This window comes from Gilliamella apis (assembly GCF_030758615.1).
In the GTDB taxonomy this organism is placed as follows: domain Bacteria; phylum Pseudomonadota; class Gammaproteobacteria; order Enterobacterales; family Orbaceae; genus Gilliamella; species Gilliamella apis_A.
Window position 1 is genome coordinate 2,643,103 of record NZ_CP132381.1, and the last position, 20,505, is coordinate 2,663,607.

The window sequence follows — 20,505 nt, forward strand, 5'->3', positions numbered from 1 at the left end:
AACTATCATTTCATATGTTAACGCTTTCTGATCAAGAATTGCTACGCTACGATCGACAAATCACTTTGCATGGATTCGATATCGACAAGCAGCAAATTTTAAAAAATAGTACAGCATTAATTATAGGATTAGGCGGGTTAGGTTGTGCTGCTGCCGTCTATTTAGCAGCATCAGGCATCGGTAAACTAACATTGATTGATTTTGACACAATATCAGCGTCGAATTTAAATAGGCAAATTTTATATACTCAACAATCAATAAATCAGTATAAGGTTGAAGTCGCAAAACAAGCATTATGTAATATTAATGCCGATATGATTATTGAAACAATTAATCAGAAACTGAGTGATAATGAGCTAATTTCCCTAATCAAACAACATGATATCGTTATTGATTGCACCGATAATTTAACTAGCCGTGAACAAATTAATCGCTGTTGTTTTATCGAAAAGAAACCATTAATTTCTGGTGCAGCAATCCGCATGGAAGGTTTACTCACTGTATTCAATTATCAAGAGAATCAACCATGCTATCAATGCTTAAGTCAATTATTTGGGCAAAACCAGCTGACGTGTATTGAAGCGGGCGTAATGGCTCCATTAGTTGGTATGTTCGGTTCAATGCAAGCTCTAGAGGCAATCAAAGTACTTACCAATTATGGAAAACCTTTAATTGGTCGAGTTCTAATGATTGATAGTATGACAATGGAATTTAACCAAGTCATATTTACTAAACAAACTAATTGTATTGTGTGTGGAAACCAACATGCTAAACAGGATTTAAAATGCAAATAAATCGCATCATTTTAGCACCAATGGAAGGGGTTCTTGATTATCATGTGCGGCAAATATTAACCGAAATCAATCAATTTGATTATTGTGTAACTGAATTTGTAAGAGTAACCCAGCATAAATTATCAAACCGAACTTTTTATCGACTATGTCCAGAACTTTATAATGAAGGAAAAACCTTATCAGGAACGCCAGTCCGAGTTCAACTATTAGGACAATCTCCTGAATGGATGGCAGAAAATGCCATTAGAGCGCTTGAACTAGGTTCTTATGGCATAGATATCAATTTTGGTTGTCCCGCTAAAACCGTTGTTGGCAGCCACGGTGGTGCTTATTTATTACAATATCCCGAACAAATATTGAAGATTGTAACGCAGGTTAGGACAGCAATAGGCGCTATCCCAACTTTATCGGTTAAAATTCGATTAGGTTGGGATGATAAATCTCACTGTTACGAAATAGCTGAAGCAATTGAACAAGCTGGTGCTAATGAAATTGTTATTCATGGACGAACAAAAATTGATGGATATAAAGCCGAGAAAATTGATTGGCCAACCATTGGTAAAATTAAGCAAAAATTAACCATTCCTGTTATTGCTAATGGTGAAATATTTTCTGCTGAAGATGCTAAAAATTGCATAACACAATGTCATACAAATGACATTATGCTAGGTCGAGGAATACTTAATATTCCTAATTTAGCCAATACAATTCGTTTTAATCATTCACCATTAAATTGGCATCAAGTAATGCAATTACTACTTCGTTATGCAATGACATCAATCGAAGATGTTAAACCACTTTATCATTCGGCTAGGATAAAGCAGTGGTTAGCTTATTTAAGGCAATATTACCCACAAGCATCAATATTATTACCTGAAATCAGGCAACTAAAATCACAAAATGATATTTGCGAATTCCTGAACAACCACTTAGCTAATTAGAGGTAATCTAATCGATTTTATTGTCTCTAATTCGTGTCTTATTAAAATGATATTGAGTAGTGATATTAAGAATTATACAAATTAATGAACTAAGTAATAACAACAAAAACAATTTATGAATACTATTAAAAATAGCACTAAATGAATCAACATAATATTTTGATGGATTATTATCAATAAGGCTAAAGACAATAAAAATCACCGATAAAATAAAAATACTTGATATTGATATGCTTTTAACAAGTTTTCCATATCGAATTTTATCAGAGAAAATCTTAAAATTCCGCTTACTTATGATAAGACCTAGCAATACAGCAAACAAATAAATAGTAGCTAAATAATTATGTAATGTACCAGAAAATAAAGCTGTAAAAGCGTTACTTTCCAAAATATAACCTTTCAATAATATAAAACAGCTAAAAGTAGAAAAAACAATATAATGAATTTGTGAGAGATTCTTTTCAGTTAAACGAAACTTGTTTTGACTTTTAACAAAATAACCTTTTGAGAATTCAATTAAATAATATAACAGCAAAGCTTCAAGTAAATATCGGATAATAGCAAAAATTATGCTAAGAAATATTTGCCCGAACGGCGATAGAGTTTGCAAGTGAATGTTAGTATTTATCGAAATAAAATAAGCTATAACTGAATAAATCGACATTAAAATGATTAATGAAATGACATTAATTCTATTAACTATATTAATATGAGCTGAATACAAAAATAACGTTAAAATACCAAACGTCCATAGAATTTCAACCAAACAAACATCTAAAAGAATTCGCAAAAAGAATGATGAATTCAAAAAAAGATGCCAGAATAGACCTTGTGGCAATAAAATATCTGTTTGTAAAAATAAAACCAATATAGTCAATAATATGCTTATTAAAAAATAGACTAAACTGCCTATTAGCGACAATTGGAAGAAGGACCCGTTTTCCATTTCTATTTAATTTCCTAATTATCAATGTTTTTATTTATTGATAATAACTCGTCATTCAACTCTTTTTGAATAACTGGTTTTAATTAGCAGGTAAAAATAATTTATTCAATTCGTTTAATAAAATGCTTTATTTTAAACCCCATTAAAGCCAGTGATCCGAAATAGATGCCAATACCAACTATAACCAACAACAATAGACGACCAATTCTGGTTAACATTGAGCCAGTAGACCAATCAGGTAATAACTGAGCACCAAACCATAAAGTCAAAGACATCAATACAACAGCAATAATTACCTTGATTAAAAATCGATACCAGCCAGGTTGAGGTTGATAAAGATTCTTTTTACGTAATTGCCAAAATAATAAACCGGCATTAAAACAAGCAGCAAGGCCAATTGATAATGAAAGCCCTGCATGTTGTAATGGCCCAATAAATACCAAATTCATTAACTGAGTTAGTATCAAAGTGACAATGGCTATTTTAACGGGTGTTTTAATATCTTGTCTGGAATAAAACGCAGGAGCTAATACTTTAATTAAAATCAGCCCGAGTAAACCAATTGAATACGCAATTAAAGCACGTTGAGTCATTAATGTATCATTCAAAGTAAATTGCCCATACTCGAAGAGTGTTGAAACTAATGGTTTAGAAATTACACCTAATGCGACAGTACTTGGTAATGCTAGTAAAAAACAGAGACGAAGGCCCCAATCTAATAATTCAGAATATTGCTGTTGGTCACCTTTAGCAAAACTTTTAGCTAAAGATGGCAATAAAATAGTACCTAGTGCCACACCGAGCACACCGGCAGGAAACTCCATAAGTCGGTCAGCATAATACATCCAAGAAACAGAACCAGAAATTAAGAATGATGCAAATATCGTATTAATGATCAACGATATTTGACCAACCGAAACACCTAAAATAGCAGGCCCCATCTGTTTTAACACTCGCCAAACACCACTATCTCTAAAGCTAATCCGAGGTAAAACTAACATACCAATCTTTTTTAAATATGGTAGCTGATAAAGCAGTTGTAAAACACCACCAATAACGACCGAAACAGCGAGTGCAAGTACTGGCGGATTAAAATAAGGTGTTAAAAATAATGTACAAACTATCATACTTAAATTAAGTAAAGTTGGCACAAAAGCAGGAACAGAAAAACGATTCCAGGTATTAAGTATGGCACCAACTAATGATGCGAGTGAAATAAAAAAGATATATGGAAATGTTATTCTCAACATTACAGTAGCAAGCTCAAACTTTTCAGTTGAATCTTGCATAAATCCAGGTGCAGTTAACATTATTATAAAAGGTGCAGTTATAACACCAATTAAGGTAACAATAGCTAATACTAGCGTTAATAGCCCAGCAACATAAGCCACAAAAGTACGTGATGCCTCAATACCTTGTTGATTTTTATATTCAGCTAAAATCGGTACAAACGCCTGTGAAAATGCACCTTCGGCAAATATACGGCGAAGCAAATTTGGTAATTTGAAAGCAACAAAAAAGGCATCAGTTGCCATCCCCGCACCAAAAAAGCGGGCAATAATCGCATCACGAACAAAGCCTAAAACTCGTGAAACCATTGTCATTGAGCTGACTGTAGCTAAAGATTTTAAAAGATTCATATATAATTTATGTACAAAGTACATAGCCAAAAACGATTAATTAGGCATAGTCTACAAACTATTGCTCTAAATCACCACGATTTTTTAATAAGCAATATTTTGGGGTGCTACCGTCAGAGAATACTGACGGTAAATAAACTAACGATCTTTTAGAGGAGTAAATGACATAAGTTGTCCAATGTTTTTATAGGCTGGACGTATAATTCGACGATCATCAAAATTGAGTTCTTCAATGCGATGAGCACACCAACCAACAATTCGCGACATAGCAAATAGAGGGGTATAAACTTCTTTAGGTAAACCAATCATGTCGTAAACAAACCCTGAGTAAAAATCGACATTGGCACAAACTTGTTTTTTGGTTCTGGCATTTTTACGATTCACCACCGCATGAATAGCTCGTTCTTCTAATAAATTTAAGAAGTTATACTCTTTTTCACGGCCTTTTTCTTGAGCTAATTTATATGCCATCTCTTTTAGTAACATTGCCCGTGGATCTGACACCGTATAAACAGCATGACCAATACCATAAATTAGCCCTTTTTGATCAAAGACCTCTTTATTTAAAATACGTTGTAAATAAGCATCAATTTCATTTACATCAGTCCAATTTTTAATCTCATCAGCAAGATGTTTAAGCATTTTTCCGACTTGTAAATTTGCTCCGCCATGTAATGGCCCTTTCAATGAACCAATCCCAGCGGCAATTGATGAGTAGGTATCTGTACCTGTTGAACTTGTTACCCGAACGGTAAACGTCGAGTTATTACCACCACCATGCTCAGCATGAATAATCATCGCTAAATCAAGTACTCTTACATCTAACTCGGTATATCCGCCTGACCCTTTCATCATATAAAGAAAATTTTCCGCAATTGAAAAATCCTCATGAGGATGGCGAATATGTAAGGATTTACCTTTAGCGCTATGGCTTAACATATTATAAGCATACGCAATAATAGCTGGAAATTTAGCAATCAGATCTATGGATTGACGCATTAAATTATCACGAGAAGTATCATCTGGTAGTGAATCATAAGTATACATTTCTAGAACAGTTCTAGCCAAAATGTTCATTACATCGTGCCCTTCAAGCTCCATAATTGCAATCTTGGTTTGCTTTTCTAATGCCATTGATTCACAAAGTAAACGTGAGAAATCACGTAATTCTTCTTTATCGGGCAAAGAACCAGATAAGAGTAAATAAATAGTCTCTTCGAAACCTGTACGTTGTTCTTTCTGTGCATTATGTACTAATTCTTCAATATCGATACCACGATACAATAATTTACCCGCGATGGGTTTCAATGAACCATCATCTAAGCGTTCATAACCTAGTACATCGCCAATTTTAGTTAATCCTACTAAAACCCCAGTATGATCGGCATTACGTAATCCGCGTTTTACATTAAATTGTTCAAATAGTTGTGATTCAATTTTGCTCGTGTTTTTAATCGTTTCCGATAATTTATAAACCAAAAACTTTTCTTTCATTAATCACCTCCCTTTTGAACTATAATTTATCAATTACTGCTTGAGTAAATTGGGTTGTTGATAGTGATTGCCCATTGTGCATAAAACGTGCTAAATCAGCAGTTGCTTTGCCTGATTGAAATAAGCTTTCCATGGCATTAGTAATTCGTTGCCCAACTTCATGCCATCCTAAATATTCAAACATCATCACGCCAGATAATAAAAGTGATGACGGATTAGCTTGATTTTTGCCAGCTATATCAGGGGCAGTTCCGTGAGTTGCCTCAAAGATAGCATGTCCGGTTAAATAGTTAATATTAGCGCCCGGCGCAATACCAATTCCTCCAACCATCGCAGCCAGCTGATCGGAAACATAATCACCATTAAGGTTTAATGTTGCAACAACCGAATAATCTTCTGGTTTTAATAAGGTATTTTGTAAGAATGCATCACAAATAACATCTTTTATAATTAATCTACCGGCTGATTTAGCAGTTTGTAATGCTTGTTCAGCTGCAGCATTACCCTCGGCTTTTTGAATTTTGCCATATTGATTCATGGTGAACACAGCGTCAGAAAATTCTCTTTCCGCAAGTTCATAGCCCCATTGCTTAAATCCACCTTCAGTAAATTTCATAATATTACCTTTATGAACTAAAGTAACCGACGGTAATTTATGTTGTAGTGCATAGTTAATGGCAGATCGAATTAAACGTTCCGATCCTTCAATTGAAACAGGTTTAACACCAAAAGCGGATGTATTAGGAAAGCGTACTTTACTCACTTGCATTTGTTCAGATAAAAAATGATAAAACTTTTCAGCTTCAACTGTACCTTGTTGCCATTCAATCCCAGCATAAATATCCTCAGTATTTTCACGGAAAATCGTCATACTAACCTTTTCAGGATGCTTTAATGGTGATTCTACCCCTTTAAACCAACGCACTGGCCGTAAACAGACATAAAGATCTAATTCTTGGCGTAACGCAACATTAAGTGAACGGATCCCACCACCAACAGGTGTCATTAATGGCCCTTTAATACCAACAAGATAATGTTTAAAAGCATTCATGGTATCTTCTGGGAGCCATGTACCATTTAGGTTGTATGACTTTTCGCCAGCAAGTACTTCTTGCCATTGAATACTACGCTTACCTTGATAAGCTTTTTCAATAGCTTTATCAAAAATTGTTTGAGCAGCCTGCCAAATCTCTTTGCCAACACCATCACCTTCAATAAAAGGAATAGTTGGATGATTTGGGACGACTAATTGTCCATTTTCAATTGAAACTTGCTGATTCATATTGTCTCTTCCTCTTATCTGTTACTTAAATTCTTCTTTTAGCTTATTTAATGCACTACCCGCTTTAAACCACTCAATTTGTGCGTGATTGTAAGTATGTGCAACAGCAAAAGATTCTATGCTACCATCATGATGATGAAGGGTTAATGTTAGATTTTTACCTGGAGCAAAATCACTAAGTCCAGTAATGCTGATTTGGTCATCTTCTTGAATTTTGTCGTAATCATCCTTATTAACAAAAGTTAGCGCTAACATACCTTGTTTTTTCAGATTCGTTTCATGGATACGAGCGAAAGATTTAACGACAATTGCTTTAACGTTCAAAAAACGAGGCTCCATTGCAGCATGCTCACGAGATGACCCTTCACCATAATTCTCTTCGGCTACAACTATCGACCCCATTCCTTGCGCTTTTAATTTACGAGCTAAAGCAGGTACTTCAATATAATTACCAGATTGAGTGTCTAATACACTATTAGTTTTTTGATTGAAGGCATTAACGGCACCAATTAACATATTATTCGAAATATTATCTAGATGGCCGCGGAATTTTAACCACTTACCAGCCATTGAAATATGGTCCGTGGTACATTTACCTGTTGCTTTAATCAGCAGTGGTTGGGAAAGAATATCTTTACCATCCCATGGGGAAAAAGGTACAAGCTGTTGTAAACGTTCAGAATGCGGATCAATATTTACTTCAACCAAACTACCATCAGCAATTGGCTTAATATATCCGGCATCATCGACAGCAAATCCTCGTTTTGGTAACTCATCACCGATAGGTTCCGGCAGCTTAACTTTTTCACCTTTATCATTAATTAGTTCATCAGTTATTGGATTAAAACTTAATTTACCCGCAATCGATAATGCAACAACAATTTCGGGCGAACACACAAATGCATAAGTGTTTGGACTACCATCATTTCGTTTAGCAAAATTACGATTAAACGAAGTAACTATCGAATTTTTGTGCTCATCGGCAACATCATCACGACGCCATTGGCCTATACAAGGACCACAGGCATTAGCCATAATAGCTGCTCCTGCTTGTTCAAAACACTGCAAAATACCATCACGTTTAGAAGTATATTTAACTTGTTCTGAACCAGGATTAATAATTAGTTTTGCATTTACTTTTAAGCCTAATTTATTGGCACTATCGATTACAGAAGCAGCTCTCATCATGTCTTCATATGAAGAGTTAGTACATGAACCAATAAGACCTACCTCCATATTATCAGGATAATCATGTTGTTGAACTGCGTTTGCTAGCTGTGAAATTGGATAAGCTAAGTCAGGTGTAAATGGACCATTTACATAAGGCTCTAACGTCGACAAATCAATTTCGATAACTTGATCATAATAGCTTTCTGGAGCATCTAAAACAGCTGCATCAGGATTAAAACAAGAGATTAATGTATTTGCTAAATCAACTACCTCTTGACGACCGGTCATGGTTAGATAATCAGCTGATTTTTGGCTATAAGGAAATATTGAAGTGGTCGCTCCTACTTCAGCCCCCATATTACAAATCGTAGCTTTACCAGTAGCAGACAACGACTCAGTACCCTCTCCAAAATATTCAATGATTGAATTGGTGCCTCCTTTGACGGTTAGTATTCCAGCCAACTTTAAGATGACATCTTTGGGAGAGGCCCAACCGGATAATTTCCCAATTAATTTTACACCGATGATTTTCGGCATTTTCAATTCCCATGGCATACCAGCCATAACATCAACCGCGTCAGCCCCACCAACACCAATAGCAATCATCGATAAACCACCAGCATTTGGTGTGTGTGAATCAGTACCAATCATCATTCCGCCCGGAAAGGCATAATTTTCAAGTACCACTTGATGAATAATTCCGGCATCAGGTTTCCAGAATCCAATACCATATTTGTTCGATACATCACGTAAAAATTGATAAACTTCATGGTTATTACTTTCAGCAATAATCAGATCATCATGTGCATTTTTATAGGCTTGTATCAGATGATCACAGTGGACTGTTGATGGAACTGCAACTCGTTTACGTCCAGAATTCATCAGTTGTAATAGCGCCATTTGTGCAGTTGCATCTTGCATTGCAACTCGATCAGGTGAAAAATTTACGTAATCCTCTCCCCTTTTATAAGCTTTCAGCTCTTCATCTTCGGCAAGATGAGTATAGAGAATTTTTTCCGTCAATGTTAATGGTTTTCCAATTTTCTGGCGGATAACATCAATTTTTTGTGGATAACTTTGATAAATACCTTTTATTAAATCAATATCGAAAACCATAATTAAGCTCCCATTGCTGATATTATAATATCCTTTAAAGCTCTATTCACAAGCACAATAATTGAATATTTATTCTATTTTTTTGATTAATTATTCATATAATATAGCATTGTTTTTATTTTATGCAATCCTAACGTAATTGCTACTATAAATATTATTAGCAGTAATTAGTTTAGACTTGTTAACTAGTACAAATTCTATACTAGCGGAATATTAAATATTATGCACATTAAAGAAAATTCAAAATTAGCAAATTGTATAAGTAAAAATAATGTGAAAATTTTGAGGAGAGGGGTTTTTTAAGCTATAAAATGGCAAACGGAGGATGTTTTTTTGATATTAATAAATAATTTTTTGTTACATCTAAATTTTATTTTAAGTTTTTTAACATTAATCTCATTATTCAAATTAGTTGGTCAGAATTATTTAATCAGTCGTTAAAAGATAAGAATAATTAAAAAAGGGAATACTATTCCCTTTTTAATTTATTAACCTAATTTAGCTCTGACAAATATTTATCAACAATTATAATTTATAACTAGCAGTTAATAAGAAAGCTCGAGGCGTGCCCGGCATACTACTTGATCGCCAATACTCTTTACCCAATAAATTAGTTACCGCTAAGGTTACATCAACAGATCGTGTTTGATAACCAACTGCCGCATTCCATGTTCCATAACCAGCACGTTTAACCAGATTTTTATCATCGTTATACATCGAGCCTTTATAATTGAATTCTACTTCGGTAAACCAATTTTCGTAAGGTAAATAACGAACACCAATATGACCACTATGTTTGGCTGTGTTAGATAAATACTTACCTTTATTATCAGGTGTTTTTTTATCTTTATTAACTTTGGCCTGTTGATAACCAATGCCACTATTGAGATACCAATTTTTACTCAATTGTCCTATTGCACTTAATTCTATACCTTGGCTTCGATCACTACCTCTAACCTGCCAATTATAAGGGTCATTGACGGCATCTGGTTGATAACGAACATTATACAGTTCAAGGTCATAGAGGGCGATTTGAGAAGATAGCTTATCATTAAACCAATCGCTCTTAATTCCGACTTCATACTGGCGCGAATATTGAGGTTTGTCATCATAAACCGTCTTAGAGTCAGTAGCAATGGTAATCAGGCCTCGTCCCCCATAAGGTGCAAAATTTTTACTATAAGAAGCATAAAAACTTTGTGACGCTATTGGTTGCCAAATTAATCCTACCCGTGGACTTAAAGAGTGACCATCATAAGAACGACTTTGTTGATTTAATTTATTATCCGAAGCAAATTCATACTTATCATAACGTAATCCTGCCAGTAATTTCCATTGTTCAGTAAAACTAATGAGATCTTGCCAATATAATCCTTTAGATGTAGCTTTATGATTTGTCTTAGTACTTAATTTATTGTAACGAGGCTTTTTAGAGTTCCAGTGAGGATGAAACGGATCAATCACTTCTGGATATTCACTAGTTAAAGCTAATCTAGGTTGTCGTTTTTCAATATTATATTCAATTCCGATTAGCATATCATGACCAATACTTGCTGTATCAAATTTACCCGCTAAATCAAGCGTATTACTATAGGTTTTGTTTGAGGTTTCTTGCCATGCTCGACGGAATTTCAATTTACCTTGGTAGTTACAAGAGGTATTTCTACTAGTTTTTCCATTCAGATCACAATAAGTACCCGCATAAAGATGGTCAAAATTTTGATCAGCTTTACGATACATATTCGTTAATTTGATAGACCAATTATGATTGAATTGATATCCCATTACCGAACGTAATGAATTAAAATTATCTTTGACATAGTCATCTGGATGCGCATAAGCGGTTTTAATCGAAACACCTTTAGGTAAATCATAATAAGCTGGAGCCCGATCTGGTTTACGCCATAATTTATCATTAGTATATTGTACTAACCAATTAAAGCCTTCCAAATTATCATACAATAAACTTGGAGAAATCATTGTATCTCGTTGTTTAATACCTTTACGAAAACTTTTATCCGATTGATGATCAATGGTCATTCGTACCGCAAGCTTATCATGTAAAACATGATTAATATCTACCATTCCACCATATTTATCCCAAGATCCACCACGTATACTTAATGTCGTTGGTGAATCAAAGTTGGCTTGTTTACTGATCATATTTATTATTCCGCCACCAGAACCTCGACCGTAGAGTACCGATGCAGGACCTTTTAATACTTCAATTCGCTCAATATTAGCGGTACTTTGCCTAACCTGTCCGCTTGCACGAACACCATCTCGGTAAATATCACCAGAACTTGCGGAAAAGCCTCTAATTTTTATGCCTTCATCCCGCATATCATAGGTTGCATCTACACCAGGCAATTTATTGACAATAACACTTAGGTCGTTTTGTCCATAAATTTTCTCTTGTTCAAGATTAACCGAATTGATCGTTTGTGGTATATCCTTAATATCAAAGGATGTTTTAGTTGCTGTTGATGATTTTTTTATGCGCTGATCATTATTATCCTTAATAGTTGCGACAACTTTCATAGTTTCAATTTCATTATCATCATTAACTTTTTCTTGGGCGTTAACTATAAAAGCTGATGAGCCCAATATACAAGGTAAGACTAATTGATTAACTAATTTCATTATTTTTCCTATTATTTGCTGTGTTATCTAATTAATTTCAAAATAACAACAAATAATGATAATGATTATTATTTACCTTTACAAATTATTTTATATTTTTTAACCAATTAAAAATGGTTATCAACTCATATATTATTGAAATTGTTTTATATTATTAGAAAATTTAATTAATTTTAGTTAGGGTTCAATTTACTAGTTAAAGCAAGTTTTAGAAATGATAAAAATTGAATAAACGATAATGGAAATAATTCACACAAATTTGCCGAACGCCAGCGTTCTCATCGCTTCATCTATTGATTTTACTTGAGTTGCTTTTTTAGTGATGGAGAAGAAGTGGTGGGTCGTGAGCTAGATTATTCGACACATCCTGTGTCTCACCCTTTCAGTGCCAACACGTTGTGTTGTTCAAATTCGTTCCTGACGAATTTGTCGAACGCTAACGTTCTCATCGTTTTATCTATTAATTTTATTTGAGTTGCTTTTTATAGTGATGCAAAGAAGTGGTGGGTCGTGAGCGATTCGAACGCTCGACAAACGGATTAAAAGTCCGCTGCTCTACCGACTGAGCTAACAACCCATTTTGATAAGATAACTTCTGTGAAATTACTTTATGTTTCAAGCAATTTCGGGTTGCTATAATACTTATAATTGTAAAAGCACGCAACCCTTTTATTGCTATTTTTATTCGATAGCTGGTTATTTATACACTTTGTTACAACGATGCTAGCTTTTTATTTGCTTGCTCAACCGCATTTTTGTCTTTAGCGTATTTATTTATTACTTGTTGAAAAACAGCTTTAGCATTCTTTTTATCACCTTTATCAAGTAAGATAACACCTACTTTATAAAGACTATCTGCAGCTTTTGGTGACGCAGGGAAATCTTTCACTACTGTTGCATAATAGAATGAAGCATCATCTTTTTGGCCTTTCTTATAACAAAGTTGACCAAGCCAATAGTTAACATTCGCACGATAGTTGGTCTTTGGATAAGCTTTTAAGAAACTTTGAAAGGCAACAATAGCATTATCTGTTTGCTTGTCATCATTTATAAATTGCATAACAAAATTATAATCAGCTTTATCATCTCCTGATGTCGTCCATCCAGATAGGTTTGAAGACGATTGCTCAGAACTTACAGCCGAATCAGAACTACTTTCTTGTGAGCCTGTATTGGAATTATTTGCTGAGAAACCTGTACCATTAGCTATTTCTTGCAAAATCATTTTTTGACGTTCAATAGTTTGATTAAGTTGGTATCTTGTTTCTTCTAATTGGCCACGAAGTGTATCTAAATCAGATTGTAGATCACTAATTTTTTGTTGATTCTGAATGATTAACTGCCCTTGAGCTTGTATTGTTCTATCAACATCAGAACTACCAGCAGCACAACCATAACCAGCAAACAAAAGAAATAAGGACAATGTGATTATTTTTTTATACATATTATATAAACTCAACGTGAACATTGGAAATAAAAAAACGGCTGATGATTCAGCCGTCATTAGATGGGATTAGTATCCAGCGTAAGTAACTACTGCACGACGGTTTTTAGCATAAGCTGCTTCGTTGTGACCTAATACTGCTGGTTTTTCTTTACCATAAGAAACGATTGATAGTTGTTCACCAGAAACACCATTACCTTGTAGGTAAGATTTAACTGCTGACGCACGACGTTCACCTAAAGCGATATTATATTCTGGTGTACCACGCTCATCGGCATGACCTTCAATAATAACATTTAAGTTAGTTGAACGAATAAATACAGCATGTGCATTTAATAATGTTTCATATTCTGCTTTAACATTGTATTTATCATAATCAAAATAAACAGTGTTAATTTGTTGTAGTTTTTGAAGTTGCTCTAAAGCTTCTTTTGATAAAGTGCCGTTACCACCTGCAGTGCTGCTGCTGTTTGATGAACATGCTGTCACAGCGATTAATGGTAAAGCAACCGCAGCTACTTTAAGAAATTTAGAAAATTGCATTGTATTAACTCCTTTTTTTAAATAAATTTACTTATTTTTATACATCTAACCGACTTAACAGTAACACTTGTTACTAACTAGAAAGATTAGATGTATATATTATAACGACCTTCACATTTACACAATTTTAATAATGTTATTATTGCCCAAAAATTAGTCGTTCTTATAAATAAGGTGACCACGAAGGGAATTTCACTTGCCCATCTGTCGCTGGTAACCTTGCTTTAAAATTACCATCAGTAGAAACAAGATTCAAAATTGTACCTAAACCTTGTGAAGAACTGTAGATAATCATAGTGCCATTTGGAGCAATACTCGGTGTTTCATCTAGAAAAGTATCGGTCAATCGTTGATATGTATTAGTTTCTACATCATATCGAGTAATATGTTGCTCACCATTATTAGTAGAAATAACAGCAATAAACTTGCCATCTGGAGATACGCGAGCATTTTGATTTTGGGTATTATCCCAAGTTACCCGTTGCGATGCTCCACTACTAATATTAATTGAATAAAGTTGCGGACGTCCTGCCTGGTCAGAGGTATAAACTATGGTTTGATTATCTGGCATCCAAGAAGGTTCTGTATCGTTACTACGTCCAGATGTAATTTGGGTAATCTTTTTAGAACTCAAATTCATCATATATAAATTTAAACTCCCACCTTTTGATAAAGCAAAAGCTAATTTACTACCATCAGGCGAAAATGCTGGTGCACCGTTATGTTGTGGGAATGAAGCAATAGTTTCAACTGCGCCACTGTCTAACGTCTTTAAGACTAAAGCAGAACGACCACTTTCAAAAGTTACGTAAGCTAACTTTTTACCATCAGGAGACCAGGTTGGTGACATTAGTGGCTCTTTAGAACGATGCACAGTAATTTGATCATAACCATCGTAATCTGATACACGCAATTCATGGGTATAAGGTCCTTTATTGTTTTTTACCACATAAGCAATACGTGTTCTAAATGCACCTTTAATACCAGTTAATGCTTCAAAGATTTCATCACTTGCTGTATGAGAAGCATAACGTAACCAGCGTTTTTCTATAGAAAATTGATTTTCTGCTAATACTGAACCAGGGCGATCAACAGTATCAACTAGTTGATAAGTTATAAGATATTTTCCTGATACATCTGGTTGAATTGATCCCACTACAACAGCAGAAATACCCATATTACTCCAAACACTAGGATTAACTTCCGATGCAGTAGTTGGCTTTTGTGGCATTGCTGCCACATCAATAGGATTAAATTTACCACTATTACGTAAATCGGATGCAACAATATTATCTACAAATTGGGGAGGTTCTCCGCTACCAGTCCATTTAAATGGTACGATAGCAATTGGCTTTGCTGAACTGACACCATCAGTAATTACAATTCTAACTTCAGCTGTAGCCATCATTGTTGATAATAAAACAAAACAAGCTATCAAAAAGCGAGAAGCAAATTTGATCATCTTAAATTCCTTAATCAAAGCGAAATACACTAGGTTAAAATAGACTTAACCCCATATAAAGAAAAGTAAAAGTATTTTAAAATTAAACTGTTACAGTTAATTTATAACAGATACTATGCTTTAAAAAAATAGTTAATTTTACAGCGAGAAAGATAGCCGATATTGTGTAACAAGTCCATAGCCTTTTGAGTAAAAAAGATTTTTTTAATTTATACTATTATATTCTTTTTAAATCCATAAATAAATTGTTTATTATCTATACTATTTAGAAATAAACTAAGTTAAAAGTGGTTAATAAGTATTTTATATAATTTATAACTAAAAAGAGTTGAATTTACATTACTATTCAATAAGTAAAAAATTATTAGGAAAGAAAAATATAAGTAATTTTTATCTATTATTTTTGGCAGTTTTCACAATAAAAAGTGTTACGTTGTCCTATTCTATTAGACTTAATATTAGATTGGCAAATTAAGCATTGCTCACCTTCTCGGCCATATACTTGGAGGTTTTGAACAAAATACCCCGGCTTACCATCAGATTGAACAAAATCTTTAAGCGTCGTCCCGCCTTGTTCTATAGATTTCGTAAGTACCAGCTTGATTGCTGTGACTAATCGTTCACATTCGACTAATGTTAAGCTACTAACTTTTCGATTTGGATTAATTTTTGCCAAAAACAATGATTCTGAAGCATAAATATTACCAACACCGACAACAATATGATTATCCATAATCCAACTTTTGATTGGTATTTTTCGATTGTTAGCTTTTTCAAATAAATAATTAGCTGAAAAATCATCTGTTAGTGGTTCTGGTCCCAATTGCTTCAATTGAGGTAATTCTTCAATAGAGTGAGTCCATAGCCATGATCCAAAACGTCTTGGATCGGTATATCTTAATCTCACTCCATTCACTAATACTAAATCGACATGATCATGTTTAGCCGGTGGTTGATTTGTCTCTAATATCCGTAAACTACCAGACATTCCCAAATGAATGACAATCCAATCATGAGTCAATTGTAATAACAGATATTTGGCACGCCTTTTAACATCTACTATCACTTGCCCTAGAGTATTGTTAATTGTTTCATCTATGGGCCAACGAAGCTTTGGATTTCGGACAATAATCTGCTCAATAGTTTGGCCTTTTAAATAAGGTAAAATACCTCGTCGACTTGTCTCAACTTCAGGTAATTCAGGCATATAATAACCTCATTTAATTATTTAACAAATCTGTCACCCAACTTGGCGCTTGTTGATTAGATGTAGCTTGAGGACTACCCGAACATAAACTTTGAGGATTGATTGTCCATGCAGGCAAACTACGTACACCACCGCCATTACACTGCCATTGACCATTACTATCAATAGGTACCATAAATATATTTTGCGGTACGGGAAGTTGTAACCTTTTTGGTGGATTATTTTGTAAGTATTCACTATATATTTTTAAGGCACCCGTTGCACCGGTTAATTTCATTGGAGAATGATCATCGAGACCGATCCAAACTACAGCGACATTTTTACCATCAATTCCAGTAAACCAGCTATCGCGGGAATCATTACTGGTCCCTGTTTTCGCTGCTAAATTAAATGATCCATATTTAGCTTTTAGTGAACGCGATGTTCCCGATTCAACTACTTGTTGCATCGCATAAGTCGTCAAATAAGCTGATTGTTGAGAAACCGCTTGAATTTGTTGTGGATAATTTTGATAAACAAGTTCACCCTTGTCGGATAAAACATATCTTAAAATTGTTAATGGTGCCCGTTGACCATTATTAGTAATAGTTTGGAACATCTGTGCGGTTTCTAAAGGCGTTAACTCTAGAGCACCCAATAATCTTGATGGTAAATTCGGAATACGATCTTGAGGTACACCCAATGCTTGTAAAGTATTCTTGGTTGCATCTAAACCTAATCCCATCCCTAAATTAACGGTAGGAACATTAAGAGAAAGGGCTAACGCATCAATTAACATTACTTTATCGCGAAACTTGCGGTCAAAATTCTTTGGTTGCCAATAACTACCATTATCCAACTTTATTGATAATGGACTGTCATCAAGCCAACTATTAAGCTGATAACGCCCCGGTTGGCCTAATGCGGTTAAGTAAGTCGATGGTTTTGCAAGTGAACCAATTGCTCGTCTTGTTAGCCACGCGCGGTTATAACCAGGATAACGAGGCTCAGCACTACCAATAATAGCACGAATTTCACCTGTTTCACGGCTGACAATGACCATTGCCGTTTGTAAATCTTTATTCGTCGATTTGCGTAAATTTTCAATTTCATTGGTTACAGATTGTTCAGCTGCAGCTTGAGCAACCGGATCAAAGGTGGTGAAAATTTTCATACCGGAAAGGTGATCCGCTTTATCACCTAACTGTTTTCTCAGCTCGCTACGCACAACTTGCATAAATGCAGGTTGTGGAGATATTACCCCCCTTTTGGTAAAACGGAAAGAGGACGTTGACTGAGTAAGTTGAATAACTCCTCATCAATAATCCCTTGTTGTTCAGCAAGCTTTAAGACAACATTACGGCGTTCAATCACTTGTTGTGGTTGAGTCCAAGGATTATAGTATGAAGCACCTTTTACCATCCCCACTAATACAGCTTGTTGATCTAATGTCAATTCATTAACTGGGCGTCCAAAGTAATAAAGACTGGCTAATGGAAAGCCATGGATCTCTTCACTACCAGCTTGCCCTAGATAAACCTCATTGAGGTAAAGTTCTAAAATACGTTCTTTACTATAACGAGCATCTAAAATTATAGCCATATATGCTTCACGTATTTTACGGCTTAAGCTTCTTTCATTAGTCAAAAAAAGGTTTTTAACTGTTTGTTGGGTTAATGTGCTACCACCTTCGGTTCGGCCGGTGGTTAAATTGACAAAAATAGCCCGTCCAATTGAATATAAACTTACACCATGATGGTCATAAAAACGTTTATCTTCAGTTGCAATTAAGGTTTTTATTAACGAATCAGAAAACTCTTTTAACGGGACAAAAAGTCGTTGTTCACCGTTAGGTGAATGCATCATAGTTATTAATTTAGGATCTATTTTAAGTAAGCCAAAGTCACGACCAGTATCTAAATTAGATATACGATCAATTCTGTTATCATAAAAAGTAATTCTGACTCGAAAAGCTTGCTCTTCACCATCAGGGAAAGTAAATGGTCGTCGATAAATTTCTACAGCATCGTTTTGGACAATAAATTCACCAGGACGAGTTGCTTTACTATCTTGTTGACGATATTGTGCACCTTTTAACAGCGTAACAACATCACTCAGGCTATAATCACTATCAGGTTCAAGATCTACAATTTGCCCATACACAGCAGCCGGTAATTCCCAGACATTACCATCGATGCGTTCTTTAATTTGTTGATCTAAATAAATTCCATAAACAACAGTTACTGCAACAAATATAAGAAATAACTTAAATAGTAACCACCAGACACGGCGCCACCATGATTTGTTATTTTTCTTCGAAATTTTTTTAGTAGATGTCTTTTTCGTTGTTTTTTTCAAACTGCACCTGATATTTATGTTAAATAAAACTGTCTTATGATAGCACAACTTTTTTCTGATGCATTGGCCTTCTTTCACATAAGAATTTTTAGTTTAAATAATGGATTTGAAGACAAAAATCAGTTAAAAACTAAGTTTAGGTTTAATATTTTTAACTTTTTCAATAAATGCTTTCTTAGATTTACCTGTTAAACCTTCATTAATTGGCAAACTAGCAGTTAATGGATTAACTGGTTTGTTATTGATATGTAATTCAAAATGTAAATGAGGTCCTGTCGAACGCCCTGTATTACCTGACAAACCAATTTTATCGCCTTGTTTAACTTGTTGTCCTGGTTTTACTAAAATTTTATCCAGATGCATATAAGCTGTCATATATTGCCTACCATGTCGAATAGCAACATAGTTACCGGCAGAACCGCTATATTTTGCAATAACAACTTCACCATTACCAACCGATAAAACAGGTGTTCCTCGAGATACAGCGAAATCAACACCATTATGTGCTGTAACTATCCCTGTAACTGGATTTACCCGGCGTGGATTAAATCCTGATGATACGCGAGCTTGTTTAGCTAAAGGATAACGGAAAAAACTTTGAGATAAACTACTTGCATTAATATCATAGTATTTACCATCATCAGCCAAAATAGCGTAATAATCTTTAGTTCCATTTTTAATCCGAACACCAAGAAGTTTGCTATTAGATAATCTTTTACCATGCATTTCACGTGACAAATATACAGCAAATTTATCTCCGACTTTTAAACGGCGAAAATCCAATCGCCATTGCAAGGCGCGAGTAATAATACCGATTTCATTGCTTGTCAAACCGGCTTTACGTGCATCAGCTACAAAACTCGTTTTAAGATCACCAGTAATGACAACATTTTCGGATGTACCTTCTATAGTTTCAGAACTTTCTATAAATTTATTACCTGACTTTTCAAAAATACGAACGTTATTGCTCGATATTGTCCAATTGAAAGTTAATAAATTATGGTTGTCATCAGTTGTCCAGCTTACTTGCTGGCCAATTCTTAAATTGGCCAGCTGTTTAAATTTACTTGTTAACTGTAAAATGTCATTTTTATTAACATTATAACGAAATAAAATATCGTGTAATGTATCTCCACGTGCAATGGTATATTGTACAGTATTATCTTTTTCTTCAGAGATATCATCTAATTCATCTTTAGCTATAGCATCTTCTGGAACATCGGATGATTCGGTAACATTTTCCGATTTTGATTTATCACCAACCATATCTATTCGACCATCACCAATAACAACTGATGATGTTGACGTATCTGTCACTGTGGTTTGCGCTTGTGAATTTAACGGAACATATACTGTACGATCTAGATTTAAAGGACGCCACAATATAGTTACTAAAATCACAACAACAAGGACGCCTAATATTGAAAAATAAGGAATCTTCAACTTATTTTTTTCATTATCAGGGGATTTAATCTGCTGTACCAAA

General features: G+C 34.5%; 12 protein-coding genes, 1 tRNA gene and 1 pseudogene. 2 read left to right on the top strand and 12 right to left on the bottom strand.

Annotation, left to right across the window (positions count from 1 at the left end):
• Window positions 1–14: 14 nt before the first annotated feature.
• Both RAM17_RS12155 and dusC read left to right on the top strand, forming a co-directional pair.
• The gene (locus RAM17_RS12155) at window positions 15–794 is read left to right on the top strand and encodes a molybdopterin-synthase adenylyltransferase MoeB (protein ID WP_110447067.1); all 780 of its coding nucleotides are present in this window, start codon (window positions 15–17) and stop codon (window positions 792–794) included.
• Complete coding sequence (gene dusC, locus RAM17_RS12160; RefSeq protein ID WP_110447066.1) at window positions 785–1,735, top strand: tRNA dihydrouridine(16) synthase DusC; 951 nt, start codon at window positions 785–787, stop codon at window positions 1,733–1,735. The genes RAM17_RS12155 and dusC overlap by 10 nt, the downstream gene beginning before the upstream one ends.
• 1,047 nt (window positions 1,736–2,782) lie before the next feature.
• Here dusC and murJ read toward each other — a convergent pair.
• The 12 genes and pseudogenes from murJ to mepM all read right to left on the bottom strand — a co-directional run bounded on the left by murJ (window position 2,783) and on the right by mepM (window position 20,504).
• Window positions 2,783–4,321 (bottom strand): murein biosynthesis integral membrane protein MurJ, encoded by a 1,539-nt coding sequence (murJ, locus tag RAM17_RS12165; protein WP_110447064.1) that lies wholly within the window; start codon window positions 4,319–4,321, stop codon window positions 2,783–2,785.
• Window positions 4,322–4,459: 138 nt separating this feature from the next.
• Window positions 4,460–5,815, bottom strand: a complete 1,356-nt coding sequence (locus RAM17_RS12170; protein ID WP_086362290.1) for a citrate synthase — start codon at window positions 5,813–5,815, stop codon at window positions 4,460–4,462.
• Between the two features lie 19 nt (window positions 5,816–5,834).
• Entirely contained in the window at window positions 5,835–7,097 is a 1,263-nt protein-coding gene (gene icd / locus RAM17_RS12175) for an NADP-dependent isocitrate dehydrogenase (protein WP_110447063.1), read from the bottom strand.
• A gap of 21 nt (window positions 7,098–7,118) precedes the next feature.
• Window positions 7,119–9,383 carry an aconitate hydratase gene (locus RAM17_RS12180; RefSeq protein ID WP_110447062.1) on the bottom strand — a complete coding sequence of 755 codons (2,265 nt, stop codon included), beginning with the start codon at window positions 9,381–9,383 and terminating at the stop codon, window positions 7,119–7,121.
• A 525-nt stretch (window positions 9,384–9,908) separates the two neighbouring features.
• The gene (locus RAM17_RS12185) at window positions 9,909–12,026 is read right to left on the bottom strand and encodes a TonB-dependent receptor (RefSeq protein WP_110447061.1); all 2,118 of its coding nucleotides are present in this window, start codon (window positions 12,024–12,026) and stop codon (window positions 9,909–9,911) included.
• A gap of 501 nt (window positions 12,027–12,527) precedes the next feature.
• A tRNA-Lys gene (locus RAM17_RS12190) sits at window positions 12,528–12,603 on the bottom strand.
• 135 nt (window positions 12,604–12,738) lie between these two features.
• A complete protein-coding gene (gene ybgF / locus RAM17_RS12195) occupies window positions 12,739–13,470 on the bottom strand; it encodes a tol-pal system protein YbgF (RefSeq protein ID WP_181414612.1) in 732 nt (243 codons plus the stop codon).
• A gap of 69 nt (window positions 13,471–13,539) precedes the next feature.
• The gene (gene pal / locus RAM17_RS12200) at window positions 13,540–14,013 is read right to left on the bottom strand and encodes a peptidoglycan-associated lipoprotein Pal (protein WP_110447059.1); all 474 of its coding nucleotides are present in this window, start codon (window positions 14,011–14,013) and stop codon (window positions 13,540–13,542) included.
• A 163-nt stretch (window positions 14,014–14,176) separates the two neighbouring features.
• Window positions 14,177–15,472, bottom strand: a complete 1,296-nt coding sequence (gene tolB / locus RAM17_RS12205; protein ID WP_181414674.1) for a Tol-Pal system beta propeller repeat protein TolB — start codon at window positions 15,470–15,472, stop codon at window positions 14,177–14,179.
• Between the two features lie 400 nt (window positions 15,473–15,872).
• On the bottom strand, window positions 15,873–16,682 hold the full coding sequence (gene mutM / locus RAM17_RS12210; protein WP_110447057.1) for a bifunctional DNA-formamidopyrimidine glycosylase/DNA-(apurinic or apyrimidinic site) lyase: 810 nt from the start codon (window positions 16,680–16,682) through the stop codon (window positions 15,873–15,875).
• 13 nt (window positions 16,683–16,695) lie between these two features.
• Window positions 16,696–18,953 (bottom strand): annotated as a pseudogene (gene mrcB, locus RAM17_RS12655) (bifunctional glycosyl transferase/transpeptidase); the annotation flags it as partial.
• A gap of 189 nt (window positions 18,954–19,142) precedes the next feature.
• The gene (gene mepM, locus RAM17_RS12225) at window positions 19,143–20,504 is read right to left on the bottom strand and encodes a murein DD-endopeptidase MepM (protein WP_110447055.1); all 1,362 of its coding nucleotides are present in this window, start codon (window positions 20,502–20,504) and stop codon (window positions 19,143–19,145) included.
• Between the last annotated feature and the right edge of the window lies 1 nt (window position 20,505).